This is a genomic window from Streptococcus sp. SR1, from assembly GCF_000526075.1.
Lineage (GTDB): Bacteria > Bacillota > Bacilli > Lactobacillales > Streptococcaceae > Streptococcus > Streptococcus halitosis.
Genome location: NZ_JATR01000017.1, coordinates 1 through 19,728, shown reverse-complemented (window position 1 = coordinate 19,728; position 19,728 = coordinate 1). Strand labels below are relative to the sequence as shown.

The 19,728-nt window shown below is 40.5% G+C and carries 18 protein-coding genes and 2 tRNA genes; 19 read left to right on the top strand and 1 reads right to left on the bottom strand.

Annotated features, from left to right (window positions below):
- The 17 genes from HMPREF1518_RS06005 to HMPREF1518_RS05925 all read left to right on the top strand — a co-directional run bounded on the left by HMPREF1518_RS06005 (position 1) and on the right by HMPREF1518_RS05925 (position 17,156).
- Positions 1-1,110: a hypothetical protein gene (locus HMPREF1518_RS06005; protein WP_033584858.1), complete on the top strand. Its 1,110-nt coding sequence runs from the start codon at positions 1-3 to the stop codon at positions 1,108-1,110.
- Between the two features lie 140 nt (positions 1,111-1,250).
- A complete protein-coding gene (locus HMPREF1518_RS06000; RefSeq protein WP_155991707.1) occupies positions 1,251-2,069 on the top strand; it encodes an aminoglycoside 6-adenylyltransferase in 819 nt (272 codons plus the stop codon).
- Positions 2,070-2,274: 205 nt separating this feature from the next.
- Entirely contained in the window at positions 2,275-4,755 is a 2,481-nt protein-coding gene (gene parC / locus HMPREF1518_RS05995; protein ID WP_081730822.1) for a DNA topoisomerase IV subunit A, read from the top strand.
- Positions 4,756-4,885: 130 nt separating this feature from the next.
- The gene (locus HMPREF1518_RS05990; protein ID WP_033584855.1) at positions 4,886-5,908 is read left to right on the top strand and encodes a branched-chain amino acid aminotransferase; all 1,023 of its coding nucleotides are present in this window, start codon (positions 4,886-4,888) and stop codon (positions 5,906-5,908) included.
- Between the two features lie 112 nt (positions 5,909-6,020).
- A complete protein-coding gene (locus HMPREF1518_RS05985; RefSeq protein WP_000037105.1) occupies positions 6,021-6,251 on the top strand; it encodes a DUF2969 domain-containing protein in 231 nt (76 codons plus the stop codon).
- Positions 6,252-6,300: 49 nt separating this feature from the next.
- Positions 6,301-6,381: transfer RNA gene (locus tag HMPREF1518_RS05980), tRNA-Tyr, on the top strand.
- A gap of 8 nt (positions 6,382-6,389) precedes the next feature.
- A tRNA-Gln gene (locus HMPREF1518_RS05975) sits at positions 6,390-6,461 on the top strand.
- Between the two features lie 162 nt (positions 6,462-6,623).
- Positions 6,624-7,826: a 30S ribosomal protein S1 gene (gene rpsA, locus HMPREF1518_RS05970; protein ID WP_033584854.1), complete on the top strand. Its 1,203-nt coding sequence runs from the start codon at positions 6,624-6,626 to the stop codon at positions 7,824-7,826.
- A gap of 82 nt (positions 7,827-7,908) precedes the next feature.
- Positions 7,909-8,406, top strand: coding sequence for a GAF domain-containing protein (locus HMPREF1518_RS05965; protein WP_033584852.1), 498 nt, complete (start codon positions 7,909-7,911; stop codon positions 8,404-8,406).
- Positions 8,406-10,064, top strand: coding sequence for a DNA polymerase III subunit gamma/tau (dnaX, locus tag HMPREF1518_RS05960; protein WP_033584850.1), 1,659 nt, complete (start codon positions 8,406-8,408; stop codon positions 10,062-10,064). The genes HMPREF1518_RS05965 and dnaX overlap by 1 nt, the downstream gene beginning before the upstream one ends.
- A 27-nt stretch (positions 10,065-10,091) precedes the next feature.
- Complete coding sequence (locus HMPREF1518_RS05955) at positions 10,092-10,286, top strand: DUF3272 family protein (protein WP_033584849.1); 195 nt, start codon at positions 10,092-10,094, stop codon at positions 10,284-10,286.
- A 151-nt stretch (positions 10,287-10,437) separates the two neighbouring features.
- The gene (sufC, locus tag HMPREF1518_RS05950; RefSeq protein ID WP_000114487.1) at positions 10,438-11,208 is read left to right on the top strand and encodes a Fe-S cluster assembly ATPase SufC; all 771 of its coding nucleotides are present in this window, start codon (positions 10,438-10,440) and stop codon (positions 11,206-11,208) included.
- Between the two features lie 27 nt (positions 11,209-11,235).
- Positions 11,236-12,498, top strand: a complete 1,263-nt coding sequence (gene sufD, locus HMPREF1518_RS05945) for a Fe-S cluster assembly protein SufD (protein ID WP_033584847.1) — start codon at positions 11,236-11,238, stop codon at positions 12,496-12,498.
- 10 nt (positions 12,499-12,508) lie between these two features.
- Positions 12,509-13,735, top strand: coding sequence for a cysteine desulfurase (locus tag HMPREF1518_RS05940; protein ID WP_033584845.1), 1,227 nt, complete (start codon positions 12,509-12,511; stop codon positions 13,733-13,735).
- Positions 13,722-14,162 carry a Fe-S cluster assembly sulfur transfer protein SufU gene (sufU, locus tag HMPREF1518_RS05935; protein WP_001218473.1) on the top strand — a complete coding sequence of 147 codons (441 nt, stop codon included), beginning with the start codon at positions 13,722-13,724 and terminating at the stop codon, positions 14,160-14,162. The genes HMPREF1518_RS05940 and sufU overlap by 14 nt, the downstream gene beginning before the upstream one ends.
- Before the next feature lie 57 nt (positions 14,163-14,219).
- Positions 14,220-15,632 carry a Fe-S cluster assembly protein SufB gene (sufB, locus tag HMPREF1518_RS05930; protein WP_000797056.1) on the top strand — a complete coding sequence of 471 codons (1,413 nt, stop codon included), beginning with the start codon at positions 14,220-14,222 and terminating at the stop codon, positions 15,630-15,632.
- A 126-nt stretch (positions 15,633-15,758) separates the two neighbouring features.
- Complete coding sequence (locus HMPREF1518_RS05925) at positions 15,759-17,156, top strand: APC family permease (protein ID WP_033584843.1); 1,398 nt, start codon at positions 15,759-15,761, stop codon at positions 17,154-17,156.
- A 21-nt stretch (positions 17,157-17,177) separates the two neighbouring features.
- On the opposite strand, the gene HMPREF1518_RS05920 is transcribed toward HMPREF1518_RS05925, so the two are convergent.
- Positions 17,178-18,026 (bottom strand): YitT family protein, encoded by an 849-nt coding sequence (locus tag HMPREF1518_RS05920; protein ID WP_000619963.1) that lies wholly within the window; start codon positions 18,024-18,026, stop codon positions 17,178-17,180.
- A 143-nt stretch (positions 18,027-18,169) separates the two neighbouring features.
- Here HMPREF1518_RS05920 and HMPREF1518_RS05915 point away from each other — a divergent pair, with 143 nt between their 5' ends.
- Positions 18,170-19,006, top strand: a complete 837-nt coding sequence (locus HMPREF1518_RS05915) for a DegV family protein (RefSeq protein WP_033584840.1) — start codon at positions 18,170-18,172, stop codon at positions 19,004-19,006.
- A 105-nt stretch (positions 19,007-19,111) separates the two neighbouring features.
- A complete protein-coding gene (locus HMPREF1518_RS05910; protein WP_001284635.1) occupies positions 19,112-19,387 on the top strand; it encodes an HU family DNA-binding protein in 276 nt (91 codons plus the stop codon).
- The last annotated feature ends 341 nt before the right edge of the window (positions 19,388-19,728 follow it).

The following is a 19,728-nucleotide window of genomic DNA, read 5'->3' as shown; positions in this document are numbered from 1 at the left end:
ATGTTTATAGTAACACAAAATGTACAGCAAAATAATCTACCATTATCACAACAGTGGTGGTGGATAATAATAGCTCTGATGGTGACTACGATTTTGGGGCCGATTACAGTACATGTTTTAAAAAATAGATTTGATAATAAAAAAAGAATAACTATAATTGGGAGTAATATTTCAAACATAAATAACAGGAATGGAATGCCTGAACAAGTAACTTCTGGACAACGATTATACTCAAATTTTATATTAAATATTTTAACTGTAGAAAATAAAAGAAGTACTACTCAATCAGTAACAAATATTGAATTATATAATATCAAGAAAGAAAATAATGATTTTTCAGATATTCAATATGATGGCGGTTTTTATGATGGTAATCAAAAATTTGTGCTGCTAGCTTATAACAATGGAACTAAGGAAGAGTCGCTACGGAAATGCAGTGTTAAATTTTCATTCTGTGAGAAAGACACTTATAAAATAATTGATGAAATAGAGAAAGTTATAGATGGAGCTCATGTTTTAAAGTCTGGAGATATCAAAAGTTTACTTATATATCAATTTGATGAATTTATTTCTGAGTTCAAAAAGAATAGAAGTTTAGAAACTCTAAAAGTTTCAGTATTTGATGATAATGGAAATGAGTTTCCTCGTCTAAAGTTGGTTGTAATCTACAACAGAAAGGAAAATCGATTCTATAGACCTCAAGAGGGGCGTGGCGGTTTTAATGGTGGTGGAATTCCGATTCTTGATTTGCGCGAGGATATCAATAGACAATCTGTTAGTTGCTCTCAAAGTTTAAAACAGGGTACTAATGATGTTATGTTTCATGTATTGGTTGATAGAAGTTGTAACCTGAGATATCGCGTTGCCATTAAGTGCGGTAAAAAAAGGATAAAGAGCAAAGAAAAATATTCTTTGGATATTCGAATTCCTGTGTATAAACAGGAGACGGGAGTTTTTTATGGAATTTTCTATTTACTTTTACAAAAATATGCTCCTACTTTAATGAAGGATATAGACTACAACAAAGATTTAATAGAATCTTTAGATGAAAATTTAATTTATGACAAATATTATGCTGCAAGTCTTGCTACTAATGCAAATATAGAATAGAGCATTATTTTTATCTAACTATTATATCGCTGAAGAGAATTATTACTTTATAAATTACAAGATTACAGTATGTTTAAGTGTACTAATGTGATTTTTTACACTTTTATAACAAGATGAAAATTAATAAATCAGATATGACCATGAAAACAGAATCCAAAATGCTTGGTTTAATTTTTCAAACCGCAAAAGTGCTCCAAGTCGAGGCTATCGCCATGTCTGGTTCACGGACAAATCCAAAAGCTCCAAAAGATGAGTTTCAAGATTATGATGTTGTTTATGTCGTGGACGACTTAGATAATCTGACGAGTAATCTTGCTTGGTTGGACCAGTTTGGAACACGTATCATTGAGCAGCATAATATCCTTGGCAACCGTCGTCTCTACCTCATGCTCTTTGAAGATGGCAATCGGATTGATTTGACTCTATGTCCTAAAGAGTATATCAAGGAGTGGGTAGAAAGCGAAGCGGATTTCACGGTGCTAGAGGACACTAAGGGTTTGTTTGCCCCTTATTCACCAAGTCCTCAACGTTACTGGACAAGTCCAGCTAGTCAGACAGATTTTGAAAAAGCCTGCAATGAATTTTGGTGGGTGTCAGCCTACGTAGTCAAAGGAATCTGTCGCAAGCAACTACTCTACGCTACTGACCATCTCTATGGGATTTGTCACCAAGAACTCCTGAAGGTCTTAGCCTGGCAGGTAGCAAGTGATAAGGGGACTGTCGATATTGGCAAGAACTATAAATATCTCTTTAACTATTTACCTACTGAGAAAGAGAAGGAATTCTTAAATCTGCTTGATTTCTCCAGTTTAGAAAAAATCACTCAGTCTTTATTTGCAACAATGAAACATTTCCACCAAGAAGCTCAATACCTTGCTAACAAGATGGGCCTTGACTATGATAAGGAAGTGGCAGAGAGGATGATTAAGTATGCTGAGGAGAGACTTTCAAATCACTAACTAAAAAAAATATATAATTTAAAAGATTAAACTACAGAAAGGATCGTTTGGTTATATATAGTAACTGAACACGAGACTAATTTCTGTAAATTATCCCTTATTCTATAAAAACCTACTCTACATTCTTTGAAAGGAGTTGAACATGCCCTAAATACTGTGTGAAAAAGATAAATTTCCTTTGTATTTTACGGGCTCTGTATCCTATATGAGTAATATCCAAAACATGTCCCTTGAGGACATCATGGGAGAGCGCTTTGGTCGCTACTCCAAATACATCATTCAAGACCGGGCTTTGCCAGATATTCGTGATGGATTGAAGCCGGTTCAGCGTCGCATTCTTTATTCGATGAATAAGGATGGCAATACTTTTGACAAGAGCTACCGTAAGTCTGCCAAGTCTGTCGGGAACATCATGGGGAATTTCCACCCACACGGTGATTCTTCCATCTATGATGCCATGGTCCGTATGTCTCAGGACTGGAAAAATCGTGAGATTTTGGTTGAAATGCACGGTAATAACGGTTCTATGGACGGAGATCCGCCTGCGGCGATGCGTTATACCGAGGCTCGTTTGTCTGAGATTGCTGGTTATCTTCTTCAAGATATCGAGAAAAAGACAGTTCCTTTTGCATGGAACTTTGATGATACCGAGAAAGAACCGACAGTCCTGCCAGCAGCCTTTCCAAACCTTTTGGTCAATGGTTCTACTGGGATTTCGGCTGGTTATGCCACTGACATTCCGCCGCATAATTTGGCTGAAGTCATTGATGCCGCAGTTTACATGATTGATCACCCAACAGCCAAGGTGGACAAACTCATGGAATTCTTGCCTGGACCAGACTTCCCTACAGGAGCTATCATCCAAGGGCGTGACGAAATCAAGAAGGCCTATGAAACTGGGAAAGGGCGCGTGGTCGTTCGCTCTAAAACTGAGATTGAAAAGTTAAAAGGTGGCAAGGAACAAATCGTTATCACTGAGATTCCTTATGAAATCAATAAGGCTAATCTAGTCAAGAAAATCGATGATGTTCGTGTCAATAACAAGGTGGCAGGTATTGCTGAAATTCGTGATGAGTCTGACCGTGACGGTCTTCGTATCGCTATTGAGCTCAAGAAAGACGCTAATACCGAGCTCGTACTCAACTATCTCTTCAAATACACTGACCTACAAATCAATTACAACTTTAACATGGTGGCGATTGACAATTTCACACCTCGTCAGGTTGGAATTGTCCCAATCTTGTCTAGCTACATTGCCCACCGTCGTGAAGTGATTTTGGCACGTTCCCGTTTTGATAAGGAAAAGGCTGAGAAACGTCTCCATATCGTTGAAGGTTTGATTCGCGTGATTTCGATTTTGGACGAAGTCATTGCCCTTATTCGTGCTTCTGAAAACAAGGCTGACGCCAAAGAAAATCTCAAGGTCAGCTATGATTTTACAGAAGAGCAAGCCGAAGCTATCGTTACCTTGCAACTTTACCGTTTGACCAATACAGATGTGGTTGTCTTGCAGGAAGAAGAAGCAGAACTTCGTGAAAAAATTGCCATGCTTGCGGCTATCATCGGTGATGAACGAACTATGTACAATCTCATGAAGAAAGAACTCCGTGAGGTCAAGAAGAAATTTGCGACACCACGTTTTAGTACTTTGGAAGATACAGCAAAAGTAATCGAGATTGATACAGCCAGCCTCATCGCAGAGGAAGATACCTATGTCAGCGTGACCAAGGCAGGTTATATCAAACGCACTAGCCCACGTTCCTTTGCAGCATCCACTCTGGAAGAAATTGGCAAACGTGATGATGATCGTTTAATCTTTGTTCAATCTGCCAAGACAACGCAACACCTCTTGATGTTCACAACTCTTGGAAATGTCATCTATCGACCAATCCATGAATTAGCAGATATTCGCTGGAAAGATATCGGAGAGCATCTGAGCCAGACCATTACAAACTTTGAAACTAACGAAGAAATTCTCTATGCAGAAGTTGTGGATCAGTTTGATGATGCGACAACCTACTTTGCAGCAACTCGCCTCGGTCAAATCAAGCGTGTAGAACGCAAAGAATTCTCTCCATGGCGGACCTACAAGTCTAAGTCTGTCAAGTATGCTAAGCTCAAAGACGAGACAGACCAGATTATAGCGGTGGCTCCAATTAAACTGGATGATGTACTCTTGATTAGCCAAAACGGTTATTCCCTTCGTTTCAATATCGAAGAGGTTCCGGTTGTTGGTGCCAAGGCTGCAGGCGTCAAGGCTATGAACCTGAAAACAGATGATGCGCTTCAGGCTGCCTTCATCTGTAATACCTCATCCTTCTACCTCTTGACCCAACGTGGTAGCTTAAAACGCGTCTCCATTGAGGAAATTCCAGCGACCAGCCGTGCCAAACGAGGCCTACAAGTCTTGCGTGAGTTGAAAAACAAACCGCACCGTGTCTTCTTGGCTGGAGCAGTTGCAGAGCGAGGATTCGTTGGTGATCTCTTTAGTACAGAAATGGAAGAAAACGACCAAACGCTGCTTGTCCAATCTAACAAGGGAACAATCTATGAGAGTCGCTTGCAAGACTTGAACCTGTCAGAACGCACTAGCAATGGAAGTTTTATCTCAGATACCATTTCAGATGAGGAAGTTTTCGATGCTTACCTCAAAGAAGTCTTTAAAGGGGACAAAACAAATTCGTAAAAAGAATCAGTCCAGAGGGCTGATTTCTTTATGTTGAAAAAATTTTCAGAAAATTACAAACAATACTTGAAATTTTACTAGAAAAGTGTAGAATAGAACACATAGTTTGAATAGTATAAAGGAGAAACACATGACAGTTGCAATTGATTGGGAAAACCTTGGATTTTCTTATATGAAATTACCTTATCGCTATATCGCTCATTACAAGAATGGTCAATGGGATAAAGGAGAATTGACAGAGGATGCGACCTTGCATATTTCAGAGTCTTCTCCAAGTCTCCACTATGGACAGCAAGCATTTGAAGGTTTGAAGGCCTATCGTACGAAGGATGGTAGTATTCAACTTTTCCGTCCTGATGAAAATGCCAAGCGTCTGCAACGTACCTGTGACCGCCTCTTGATGCCTCAAGTTCCAACAGAAATGTTTGTAGAAGCTTGTAAAGCAGTTGTCCGCGCAAATGAAGAATACGTCCCACCATATGGAACAGGTGGAACCCTTTATCTTCGTCCTCTCTTGATTGGTGTCGGAGATATCATCGGGGTAAAACCAGCAGAAGAGTACATTTTCACTATCTTTGCTATGCCAGTTGGAAATTACTTTAAAGGTGGTTTGGTTCCAACTAACTTCTTGATTCAGGATGAATACGACCGTGCAGCTCCACATGGTACGGGTGCGGCTAAGGTTGGAGGAAACTATGCTGCGAGTCTTTTGCCAGGGAAGTTGGCCAAATCACGCCATTTCTCAGATGTTATCTACCTAGACCCATCTACACATACAAAGATTGAGGAAGTCGGTTCAGCTAACTTCTTTGGAATCACGGCAGACAATGAATTTGTTACGCCATTGAGTCCATCCATCTTGCCATCTATTACCAAGTACTCTTTGCTTTACTTGGCAGAACACCGCTTGGGCTTAACACCGATTGAAGGTGATGTCCCAATCGATAATTTGGATCGTTTTGTAGAGGCAGGAGCTTGTGGTACTGCAGCGGTCATTTCGCCAATTGGAGGTATCCAACATGGCGATGATTTCCATGTTTTCTATAGTGAAACAGAAGTAGGTCCTGTTACACGTAAACTCTATGATGAATTGACGGGTATCCAATTTGGTGATGTGGAAGCACCAGAGGGATGGATTGTCAAAGTGGATTAAAAGACACGAAGCAAAGAGAAACTCCATAGCAGTTGTAATGGCTGAAATGGAGTTTTTTCTTGCTAGTTTGAGCTTTTTCTTGTACAATAGAAAAAGTGAAAAGAGGTACAGTATGAGTAAAAAAGATAAGAAAATTGAAATTCAATTAACAGATGCTAAAGTGACTGTTGGAAAAGACAGTTATGAAGGATACGTTTTGACAATCGGGAAAAAGGTCATTGGCGAAATTGCCGAATTAGATAACCAATTTGCCATCATAAAGAATGGAAATGTCGATAGTTTTTATAAAAAACTTGAAAAAGCTGTGGAAATTTTGATTGAAAACTATAATTTGACAAAATAATACTTGTTTTATTGAAAATTTCATGATATAATAGTCTTCGTTGAACATTGGAGAGATAGCGAAGAGGCTAAACGCGGCGGACTGTAAATCCGCTCCTTCGGGTTCGGGGGTTCGAATCCCTCTCTCTCCATTCATCATTGGGGTATAGCCAAGCGGTAAGGCAAGGGACTTTGACTCCCTCATGCGTTGGTTCGAATCCAGCTACCCCAGTTCTTAGGTAATGAATTCAAGATAAAAAGAAAAATATCTTAGGGTATTTTATTTTTATAATTGAAAGACGTGAACGATATGAACATGTCCTTGCGGGTGCTTAGGAAAAAAATTATAAGTATGTCAAGTTTGGAAAGACTTGATTGTTGGAGGATTTTTTAGATGAACGAATTTGAAGATTTGCTAAATAGCGTTAGCCAAGTTGAGCCTGGTGATGTTGTTAGTGCTGAAGTATTGACAGTTGATGCGACTCAAGCTAACGTTGCAATCTCTGGGACTGGTGTTGAAGGTGTCTTGACTCTTCGCGAATTGACAAACGATCGCGATGCAGATATCAATGACTTTGTGAAAGTAGGAGAAGTATTGGATGTTCTTGTACTTCGTCAAGTAGTTGGTAAAGATACTGATACAGTTACATACCTTGTATCTAAAAAACGCCTTGAAGCTCGCAAAGCATGGGACAAACTTGTAGGACGCGAAGAAGAAGTTGTTACTGTTAAAGGAACTCGTGCCGTTAAAGGTGGACTTTCAGTAGAATTTGAAGGTGTTCGTGGATTCATCCCAGCTTCAATGTTGGATACTCGTTTCGTACGTAACACTGAGCGTTTCGTAGGTCAAGAATTTGATGCTAAAATCAAAGAAGTTGATCCTAAAGAAAACCGCTTCATCCTTTCACGTCGTGAAGTTGTTGAAGCAGCTACTGCAGCAGCTCGTGCTGAAGTATTCAGTAAATTAGCTGTTGGTGATGTCGTAACTGGTAAAGTTGCTCGTATCACTAGTTTCGGTGCTTTCATCGACCTTGGTGGTGTCGACGGATTGGTTCACTTGACTGAATTGTCACACGAACGTAACGTATCACCTAAATCAGTTGTAACTGTTGGTGAAGAAATCGAGGTTAAAATCCTTGATCTTAACGAAGAAGAAGGACGCGTATCACTTTCACTTAAAGCAACAACACCTGGACCATGGGATGGTGTTGAGCAAAAATTGGCTAAAGGTGATGTAGTAGAAGGAACAGTTAAACGTTTGACTGATTTCGGTGCATTTGTTGAAGTGTTGCCAGGTATCGATGGACTTGTTCACGTATCACAAATTTCACACAAACGTATCGAAAATCCAAAAGAAGCTCTTACTGTTGGTCAAGAAGTTACTGTTAAAGTACTTGATGTTAACGCTGATGCAGAACGTGTATCACTTTCTATCAAAGCTCTTGAAGAGCGTCCAGCTCAAGAAGAAGGACAAAAAGAAGAAAAACGTGCTGCTCGTCCACGTCGTCCAAAACGTCAAGAAAAACGTGATTTCGAACTTCCAGAAACACAAACAGGATTCTCAATGGCTGACTTGTTCGGTGATATCGAACTTTAATCAAATTGATAATCACAAAATCCTTTGTTTAAAACAAGGGATTTTTCTTTTGTCTCTTTCTCATTTTTGATATAATAGTTCTATGTTAGATTCAGAAAAACAATCACAATATCAATTGTTAAATGAGGAACTCTCTTATTTACTTGAAGGTGAGAGCAATGTTCTTGCCAATCTTTCGAATGCTAGTGCCCTCCTAAAATCTCGCTTTCCGAATACTGTATTTGCAGGGTTTTATCTGTTTGATGGTAGCGAGTTGGTTTTAGGGCCTTTTCAGGGTGGTGTTTCTTGTATTCGCATTCCGCTTGGAAAAGGCGTGTGTGGAGAAGCTGCTGAGTTTCAAGAGACTGTTTTGGTTGGCGATGTGAGCACCTATCCAAACTACATTTCTTGTGATAGTATGGCCAAGAGTGAACTCGTGGTTCCCATGCTCAAGAATGGTCGATTGCTGGGTGTCTTAGACTTGGATTCTTCACTTATTGATGATTACAATGCCATTGACCGTGATTACTTGGAACAATTTGTCGCTATTTTGCTTGATAAGACAGAATGGGACTTTACGATGTTTGAGGAGAAAGCCTAATGTATCAAGCACTTTATCGAAAATATAGAAGCCAGACTTTTTCACAACTGGTAGGTCAAGAGGTTGTGGCTAAAACCCTAAAACAAGCAGTTGAGCAGGAAAAGATTAGTCACGCTTATCTTTTCTCGGGCCCTCGTGGAACTGGGAAAACCAGTGTAGCCAAGATTTTTGCCAAGGCTATGAACTGTCCAAACCAGGTAGACGGAGAACCATGTAATAACTGTTATATCTGTCAGGCAGTGACAGAAGGTAGCCTAGAAGATGTTATCGAAATGGATGCGGCTTCGAATAACGGAGTCGATGAGATCCGTGAAATTCGTGATAAATCTACTTACGCTCCTAGTTTAGCACGGTATAAGGTCTATATCATAGACGAGGTTCATATGTTGTCTACAGGAGCTTTTAATGCGCTTTTGAAGACCCTTGAAGAACCAACTCAGAATGTTGTCTTTATCTTGGCGACTACCGAATTGCACAAAATTCCAGCAACTATTTTATCGCGTGTCCAACGTTTTGAGTTTAAATCGATTCGAACTCAAGATATCACGGCACATATTCATCATATTTTAGAAAAAGAAAATATTAGTTCTGAACCAGAGGCTGTGGAAATCATTGCTAGACGGGCTGAAGGTGGGATGCGGGATGCCTTGTCTATTCTGGACCAAGCTTTGAGTTTGACGCAAGGGAATGCTTTAACCACAGCTATCTCTGAGGAGATTACAGGTACCATTAGTCTATCAGCACTTGATAACTATGTAGCTGCCTTGTCTCAGCAGGATGTTTCAAAAGCGCTTGATTCTCTGAATATTTTATTTGAAAATGGCAAGAGCATGACTCGTTTTGTGACGGATCTCTTGCAGTATTTGCGTGATTTACTGGTCGTCCAGACGGGTGGCGAAAATACTCATCATAGTCCAGTTTTTATGGACAATCTAGCTTTATCACAGGAAAGCCTCTTTGAAATGATTCGAATAGCGACTGTGAGCTTGGCAGATATGAAAGCAAGCCTGCAACCTAAGATTTATGCTGAGATGATGACCATTCGTTTAGCTGAGATTAAGCCTGAATCAGTGCTTTCAGAAACTGTCGAAAGTGAAATTTCTGCACTGAGACAGGAAGTAGTTCGTCTCAAACAAGAACTTGCTAATGTTGGAACAGCTCCTAAACAAGTGGTGCCAGTCCCTAGCCGTCCAGCCACTTCCAAGACAGTCTATCGAGTGGATCGCAACAAAGTTCAGGCTATCCTGCAAGAAGCTGTCGAAAATCCTGATTTGGCACGGCAAAACTTGATCCGCCTCCAAAATGCATGGGGAGAAGTGATCGAAAGCTTAGCTGGTCCGGATAAGGCTCTGCTTGTTGGTTCTCAACCAGTTGCGGCCAATGAACATCATGCTATTTTAGCCTTTGAGTCTAATTTCAATGCAGGGCAAACTATGAGACGGGATAATCTTAACACCATGTTTGGCAACATCCTCAGTCAGGCAGCAGGTTTTTCACCTGAGATTTTAGCCATTTCCATGGAGGAATGGAAAGAGGTTCGAGCAGCATTTTCAGCTAAAAACAAGTCTTCTCAAACCAATCAAGAGGTGGAAGAAGAGAGTTTGATTCCAGAAGGATTTGAATTTTTGGCTGATAAAGTGAAGGTAGAGGAAGACTAAAGAAAGATTTCATGATACAATAAGTTTATGAATAGACAACAATTTATTATGATAGCGTTATTTACGGCTGCTGAGACTTATTTTTTCAATGAAGCCTGGATGACCGGGCGTTATTTCATGGCAGCCTTTTGGGCCATTCTACTCTTTCGAAATTTTAGGTTAAGTTACGTGATAGGAAAAATTGTAGACACCATTGATCAGCACCTAAATCGCAAGGACTAGCTCCAAGCTTCTAGACAAAATCAAAGCCTTTTAGGCTTTTTTTTGTTATACTAGTAGAGTATATTTATGGACCTTTTCTTGTATTTTTAGAGAAATGTAAGTGATTTCGCTAAGGATAAGGGAAGTAGGCCTGAAAAAGAAAGGAATTATCATGTCAGTATTAGAGATCAAAGATCTTCACGTTGAGATTGAAGGAAAAGAAATTTTGAAAGGAGTCAATCTGACTCTGAAAACAGGAGAAATCGCCGCTATCATGGGACCAAATGGTACTGGTAAATCAACTCTTTCTGCCGCTATCATGGGAAATCCAAACTATGAAGTTACCAAAGGTGAGGTCTTGTTTGATGGCGTAAACATCCTTGAGTTGGAAGTGGACGAACGCGCGCGTATGGGACTTTTCCTTGCTATGCAATACCCATCAGAAATTCCTGGAATTACTAACGCTGAGTTTCTTCGTGCAGCCATGAATGCTGGTAAAGAAGATGACGAGAAGATTTCAATTCGTGAGTTCATCACTAAACTAGACGAGAAAATGGAATTGCTCAACATGAAAGAAGAAATGGCAGAGCGCTACCTCAACGAAGGTTTCTCTGGTGGAGAGAAAAAACGCAATGAAATTCTTCAACTCTTGATGTTGGAACCAACTTTTGCCCTTTTGGATGAGATTGACTCAGGTCTCGATATTGACGCCCTTAAAGTTGTATCTAAAGGTGTGAATGCCATGCGTAGCGAAGGTTTTGGTGCTATGATTATCACTCACTACCAACGTCTTTTGAACTATATCACGCCAGACGTGGTACATGTGATGATGGAAGGTCGTGTTGTCCTTTCTGGTGGTCCGGAATTGGCTGCGCGTTTGGAACGTGAAGGATACGCAAAACTAGCTGAAGAACTTGGCTACGACTACAAGGAAGAATTGTAATTCCCTCGTATCTTTTAGGAGAAGTAAATGACTAAAGAAACTATTAAACTTTTTTCAGAAATGCACGCTGAACCAAGATGGTTGTCAGACCTCCGTCAAAAAGCTTTTGATAAGATTGAGAGTTTGGAATTACCAGTCATTGAGCGTGTCAAATTTCACCGTTGGAATCTGGGAGATGGTACCATCACAGAAAGTGAACCGTCAGCAAATGTTCCTGACTTCACTGCTTTAGATAACCACTTGAAGTTGGTGCAAGTAGGAACGCAGACTGTTTTTGAACAAACTCCAGTTGAATTGGCTGAACAAGGAGTAGTCTTTACAGACTTCCACTCAGCTTTAGAAGAAATTCCAGAACTTATCGAGGAATCCTTCATGTCATCAGTTAAGTATGATGACGACAAGTTGGCAGCCTACCATACAGCTTACTTTAACAGTGGTGCTGTACTCTATATTCCTGATAACGTAGAAATCACAGAGCCAATTGAAGGAATTTTCTACCAAGACAGCGATAGCGATGTGCCATTTAACAAGCATATCCTTATCATTGCTGGTAAAAACTCTAAGATTAGTTACTTAGAACGTTTAGAGTCACGTGGTGAAGGTAGTGCTAAGGCAACTGCAAATATTACAGTAGAAGTGATTGCACGTTCTGGTGCGCAAGTGAAGTTTGCGGCTATTGACCGTCTAGGTGAAAATGTCACTGCTTACATTAGCCGTCGTGGTAAACTAGGCAACGATGCAGGCATTGACTGGGCAATTGGTGTCATGAACGAAGGAAATGTTGTTGCGGACTTTGATAGCGATTTGATTGGGAATGGTAGCCATGCTGACCTTAAAGCCGTAGCTCTTTCAAGTGGCCGTCAAGTACAAGGGATTGATACGCGAGTGACTAACTATGGTTGCAACTCAATCGGAAATATCCTCCAACATGGGGTTATCCTTGAAAAAGCAACCTTGACCTTCAATGGTATTGGCCACATCATCAAGGGTGCTAAGGGAGCGGATGCGCAACAAGAGAGTCGTGTTCTCATGCTTTCAGATCAGGCTCGTTCAGATGCCAACCCAATTCTTTTGATTGATGAAAATGACGTAACTGCAGGTCACGCGGCCTCTATCGGTCAGGTGGATCCAGAAGATATGTACTACCTCATGAGCCGTGGCTTGGATAAGGCAACTGCAGAACGCTTGGTTGTTCGTGGTTTCCTTGGATCTGTTATCGTTGAGATTCCAGTCAAAGAAGTTCGTGATGAAATGATTGCAACTATCGAAGAAAAATTGTCAAAACGCTAAGGGGAAGCCTATGTTAGATGTAGAAGCGATTCGCAAGGATTTTCCCATTTTAGACCAGATTGTCAACGATGAACCTCTGGTCTATCTGGACAATGCTGCGACGACACAAAAACCATTAGCAGTTCTGGAAGCAATCAACCGCTACTATAAGCAGGACAATGCCAATGTTCACCGTGGGGTTCATACTTTGGCAGAGCGTGCGACAGCTTCTTATGAAGCTGCTCGTGAAACCATTGGTAAGTTTATCAATGCAAGCTCTACAAAGGAAGTACTTTTTACCAGAGGAACGACAACCAGCCTTAACTGGGTGGCACGCTTTGCTGAGGAAATCCTGACTGAGGGAGATCAAGTTTTGATCTCTGTCATGGAACACCATTCCAATATCATTCCTTGGCAGGAGGCCTGTCGCAAGACTGGGGCAGAGCTTGTCTATGTTTATCTCAAGCATGGAGCTCTGGATATGGATGACTTGCGAGCTAAATTGACTGATAAAGTCAAGTTTGTCTCCCTAGCTCACGCCTCCAATGTTCTTGGTGTAGTCAATCCGATAAAGGAAATCACGCAATTAGCCCACCAAGTTGGAGCTATCATGGTGGTGGATGGTGCTCAGTCTACGCCCCATATGAAGATTGATGTCCAGGACTTGGATGTGGACTTCTTTGCCTTTTCGGGTCACAAGATGGCTGGCCCGACTGGTATCGGTGTTCTTTATGGTAAAGAAAAGTATCTGGAACAAATGTCACCTCTTGAATTTGGTGGCGAGATGATTGATTTTGTCTATGAACAATCTGCTAGTTGGAAGGAATTGCCTTGGAAATTTGAGGCTGGAACGCCAAATATGGCAGGTGCTATCGGACTTGCTGCAGCAGTGGATTATCTGGAAAAGATTGGTATGGATGCCGTTGAAGCTCATGAACAGGAATTGATTGCATATGTCTTTCCAAAATTGCAGGCAATTGAGGGATTGACTATTTATGGTTCGCAGGACTTGGCTCAACGTTCAGGTGTCATTGCCTTTAACTTAGGTGATCTTCATCCCCACGATCTTGCGACGGCTCTGGATTATGAAGGAGTAGCAGTTCGAGCCGGTCACCATTGCGCCCAACCTTTGCTTCAGTATTTGGAAGTCCCAGCAACAGCTCGTGTAAGTTTTTATATCTACAATACCAAGGCAGATTGCGACAAGCTAGTCGATGCCCTACAAAAGACAAAGGAGTTTTTCAATGGCACTTTCTAAACTAGATAGCCTTTATATGGCAGTGGTGGCAGACCATTCGAAAAATCCCCATCACCAAGGGAAGCTGGAAGATGCTGAGCAAATTAGCCTCAATAATCCAACCTGTGGGGATGTTATCAACCTCTCTGTCAAGTTTGATGCAGAGGACCGTTTGGAAGATATTGCTTTTCTAAATTCAGGATGCACGATTTCAACTGCTTCTGCTAGTATGATGACAGATGCCGTTTTAGGAAAAACCAAGCAAGAAATTTTAGAACTTGCAACCATCTTTTCTGAAATGGTTCAAGGTCAAAAGGATGACCGTCAAGACCAACTAGGTGATGCAGCTTTCTTATCAGGTGTTGCCAAATTCCCTCAACGAATCAAGTGTGCAACTCTAGCTTGGAATGCACTTAAGAAAACAATTGAAGATCAAGAAAAACAGTAAGACAAGTTTCTTTTGTCTTATGAATCAGTAGAAATGAAGAATGAAAGAAAGGATATTATGGCTGAAGAAAGAGTAGAACCAAAACCAATTGACCTTGGTGAATATAAATTTGGTTTCCATGATGATGTAGAGCCTGTCCTATCGACAGGAAAAGGATTGAACGAAGAAGTCATTCGCGAATTATCAGCTGCTAAGGGAGAACCTGAGTGGATGTTAGAATTCCGTTTGAAGTCTTATGAAACCTTCAAAAAAATGCCTATGCAAACCTGGGGAGCAGACTTGTCAGAGATTGACTTTGATGACTTGATCTACTACCAAAAACCATCTGATAAACCAGCCCGTTCTTGGGATGATGTACCTGAAAAGATTAAAGAAACCTTTGAACGTATCGGAATTCCAGAAGCTGAACGTGCTTATCTAGCAGGAGCTTCTGCCCAGTATGAGTCAGAAGTGGTTTACCATAACATGAAGGAAGAGTTCCAGAAATTGGGTATTATCTTTACAGATACGGATTCTGCCCTCAAGGAATACCCAGACTTGTTTAAACAATACTTTGCGAAGTTGGTACCACCGACTGATAACAAGTTGGCGGCCCTCAACTCAGCAGTATGGTCGGGTGGAACCTTTATCTACGTGCCAAAAGGTGTCAAGGTAGATATTCCACTTCAAACCTACTTCCGTATCAATAACGAAAATACAGGTCAGTTCGAACGTACTTTAATTATCGTTGATGAGGGAGCAAGCGTCCACTACGTAGAAGGATGTACAGCACCAACTTATTCTAGCAACAGCTTGCACGCTGCCATTGTAGAAATTTTCGCTTTAGACGGAGCTTATATGCGTTATACAACCATCCAAAACTGGTCTGATAATGTCTATAACTTGGTAACAAAACGTGCCAAAGCCTTGAAAGATGCGACTGTTGAGTGGATCGATGGTAACTTGGGTGCCAAAACAACCATGAAATACCCATCTGTTTACCTGGATGGAGAAGGGGCGCGTGGTACGATGCTCTCTATTGCCTTTGCCAATGCAGGGCAACACCAAGATACGGGTGCCAAGATGATCCACAACGCTCCACACACAAGCTCCTCTATCGTGTCTAAATCCATCGCTAAAGGCGGAGGAAAGGTGGACTACCGTGGACAAGTAACCTTTAACAAGAACTCTAAGAAATCTGTTTCTCACATCGAGTGTGATACCATTATCATGGATGACTTATCAGCGTCAGATACCATTCCATTTAATGAAATTCACAACTCGCAAGTTGCATTAGAGCACGAAGCCAAGGTATCTAAGATTTCAGAAGAACAATTGTATTACCTCATGAGCCGTGGATTGTCAGAATCTGAGGCAACCGAGATGATTGTCATGGGATTTGTCGAACCCTTCACCAAAGAACTTCCAATGGAATACGCGGTTGAGCTGAACCGCTTGATTAGCTATGAAATGGAAGGTTCAGTCGGATAAGAATATGCAAAATCTGAACAGGAATCCTTTCTGTTCAGAATTTTTTTCAAAAAAGAACCTAATAAATATTCACAAAAATGCTTTTATATGGTAAAATAAAACAATTACATTTAGTGGAGATGGAGTATGAATATTTTTAGAACCAAGGATGTTAGTCTGAGACAGACAGAGATGCGTCGCCATTTGAAATTGTGGGATTTGATTCTATTGGGGATTGGTGCCATGGTAGGGACGGGGATTTTCACCATTACAGGAACTGCAGCAGCAACACTTGCCGGTCCATCACTAGTGGTTTCCATCGTGATTTCTGCCCTGTGTGTTTCTCTATCAGCTCTCTTTTTTGCAGAATTTGCCTCTCGTGTACCTGCAACTGGGGGTGCTTATAGTTATCTCTATGCGATTTTGGGAGAATTGCCAGCCTGGATTGCTGGCTGGTTGACCATCATGGAATTCATGACGGCTGTTTCAGGTGTGGCGTCTGGCTGGGCAGCTTACTTTAAGGGCTTACTCAGTGATTATGGTATTTCCATGCCCCAAGCCTTGAATGGAACCTTTAATCCTGAACAGGGGGCCTATATCGATCTTCTGCCTATTTTAGTGCTGACCTTGGTAACAGGATTGGTTTTATTAAATTCCAAGGCAGCCTTACGCTTTAATTCGCTTCTAGTAATCTTGAAATTCTCAGCTCTCGCCTTATTTATCCTAGTTGGTATTTGGTACATCAAGCCTGAAAATTGGACGAATTTTGCTCCATTTGGTTTTGGTCAACTATATGGTGGAAGTACTGGGATTATGGCGGGTGCATCTTTGATGTTCTTTGGATTTCTCGGATTTGAGTCTATTTCCATGGCAGTTGATGAAATTCAAAGCCCGCAAAAAAATATTCCTCGCGGAATTGTCCTTTCTCTGACAATCGTCACCATTCTCTATGCCTTGGTAACCTTAGTATTGACAGGGATTGTTCACTACAGTAAGCTCAATGTGGACGATGCAGTAGCATTTTCATTACGGAGTATTGGTATCGGTTGGGCAGCCAATTATGTTTCGCTCGTAGCCATTCTTACCCTGATAACGGTATGTATTTCCATGACTTATGCTTTGTCTCGGATGATTTATAGCTTAGCACGTGATGGACTTTTACCTCGAAGCTTTAAACAACTAAGTAAAACTAGCCGAGTTCCTAAAAATGCGACCCTCTTAACAGGAGTTGTTTCAGCCCTTGCTGCAGGAGTGTTTCCTCTAGCCAGTATTGCAGCCTTCTTAAATATCTGTACCTTAGCTTATCTCATTTTGCTAGCCTACGGAATAATAAAACTCAGAAAAGATAAGGGGATGCCAAAAAAAGGAGAGTTTAAAACTCCTTTGGTGCCACTTTTGCCAATCCTTTCCATCCTTATCTGTGTTTCCTTTATGCTTCAATATAGTCTAGATACCTGGATTGCCTTTAGCATTGCTCTTGTAGTTGGTCTAATCATCTACTTTACTTACGGTTACCATCATTCAACCCTCACAGAAGAAAAATAAAAGCTGGGAAATCCCAGCTTTTTAATCTTTCACATAAGTAAAGCCTTCACCCAGAATTTCATGGGCTTCTGTGATGGTGATAAAGGCTTGAGGATCGACTTGGTGAATCATATCCTTCATTTTGACGATTTCGTTCCGACCGACGATACAGTAAATAATTTTTAAATCTTTCTTACTGTAATAACCTTGACCAGATATAAAGGTCACACCGCGTCCAAGCTCCTCATTAATCTTATCAGCCAGTTGGTCAGGATATTGAGTAATAATCATAAATCCTTTACCAGCGTATCCCCCTTCACCAATCAGGTCAATAACGCGAGCGATGATGAAGTCAAACAAGAGAGTATAGGTCACAAGACGGAGATCTTGAAAAATAAGCAGAATTAACATTAAAATGAAAAAGTCAATTCCAAAAAGCAATTTCCCAATCGAAAGATTGGTGTACTTGTTGAGGATACGGGCAACGATATCAGAACCACCAGTGGTTCCACCAGCATTAAAGATAATTCCTAAACCAACTCCCAGTAAAACCCCTGAGACTAAAGCAACGATGATGAGGTCTCCTTGTAAATCAAACTGCAAGGGGATACGCTCAAAGATTGCGAGCCAAATAGAGAGAGAAATAGAACCCAGAAGGCTGGAGTAGAGGGTCTTGGAACCAAATATCTTCCAAGCCAAAATAAATAAAGGAATATTGATTAAGAGATTCATCAATGAGACAGGGATTTTAAAAAGATAGTAGGTAATCAAGGTGATACCTGTCGCCCCTCCCTCAAATAGATGATAAGGAACAACAAAGTAGGTGAGACCAAAGGCATAGATAGCTGCTCCAAATATAATCGTAATAATCGGTTGAACTTTTCGAATCATAGCTGTTCCTCGCTTTTCTATAGATAGATTATACCAAAAATTCAGTTTTTTTAATTGAATTACTTATGATTTTTTATCATTTTTTTGATATAATAAGAGTGAAAAATCCCAATCCTATTGAGAAGAATAGAAAGATTGAACTTATGACACAAGTAAAAATTGTAACGGACTCTTCTGTTACTATCGAACCAGAAGTAGTTAAAGAATTAAATATCACTATTGTCCCCTTATCAGTTATGATTGATGGCGTACTCTACTCAGATGCTGATCTAAAAGAGGGGGAATTCCTTCATCTCATGCAACAAAGCAAGAATCTCCCTAAAACGAGTCAACCTCCAGTAGGAGTGTTTGCTGAAGTCTTTGAAGAGCTGGGAAAAGATGGCAGTCAGGTTGTTGCTATTCATATGTCTCATGCCTTGTCTGGAACGGTTGAAGCTGCTCGCCAAGGCGCAAGTCTCTCAAGTTCTGATGTGACGGTTATTGATAGTTCCTTTACAGATCAGGCTATGAAGTTTCAAGTTGTTGAAGCTGCAAAACTTGCTAAAGAGGGTAAAGATTTAGAAACTATTCTAGCACATATAGAAGAAGTGAAGAATCACACAGAGCTTTATATCGGTGTTTCGACTCTAGAAAACCTAGTGAAAGGTGGGCGTATTGGACGTGTGACGGGACTATTAAGCTCACTATTAAATATTCGTGTAGTGATGCAGATGAAAAACCACGAACTTCAACCAATCGTCAAAGGACGTGGAGCGAAAACTTTCAAAAAGTGGCTTGAGGAATTAACCAATACTCTTTCCCAAAAATCAGTTGCAGAAATTGGAATTTCCTATGCTGGAACGAATGAATGGGCAAATGAGATGAAGAGTTTATTGCAAGCCTATGTTGAGAAACCAATCTCTGTACTGGAAACTGGCTCTATTATTCAAACTCATACTGGAGAGAATGCTTGGGCAATTCTAATCCGCTATAATTCCTAAAAAATAGAGAAAAATGTTTGAAATGGCGTTTTTGACTTGACCTATGGGCAATTTTAGGATATGATTATATTTGTTAATCAGAAATTATTTGGAGGATTTGTTAACATGGCAAACAAACAAGATTTGATCGCTAAAGTGGCAGAAGCTACAGAATTGACTAAGAAAGATTCAGCAGCAGCAGTTGATGCTGTATTTGCAGCAGTAACTGAATACCTTGCAGCTGGTGAAAAAGTTCAATTGATTGGTTTTGGTAACTTTGAAGTTCGTGAACGTGCTGCACGTAAAGGTCGCAACCCACAAACTGGTAAAGAAATCGAAATCGCAGCTTCTAAAGTTCCAGCATTCAAAGCTGGTAAAGCTCTTAAAGACGCTGTTAAATAATGAATTTTCAAAAAGCCTATTGTATCAAGCTTTCTAGCTTGGTCAATAGGCTTTTTTTGTGTATAGGGGGCAAAAAGGGGCCAAAGACGAATATTTCTTCATGATATCTACCACTGTTGATTTCATTTCTTTAGTTATATATGTATAAATTTAGGTGTTTTTCAACTGAGTCTTTGATATGATATATAACTTCTGAGATAAGTAGTCTTTTGAAAAATAGGGTTTAAGCCTTTACAGTAAAAGAAAAAAGGTTCCCATATTGAACTGCACCCCAAAAGTTAGACAGAAAGAATCTAACTTTTGGGGTGTTTTATTATGAAATTGAGTTATGAAGATAAAGT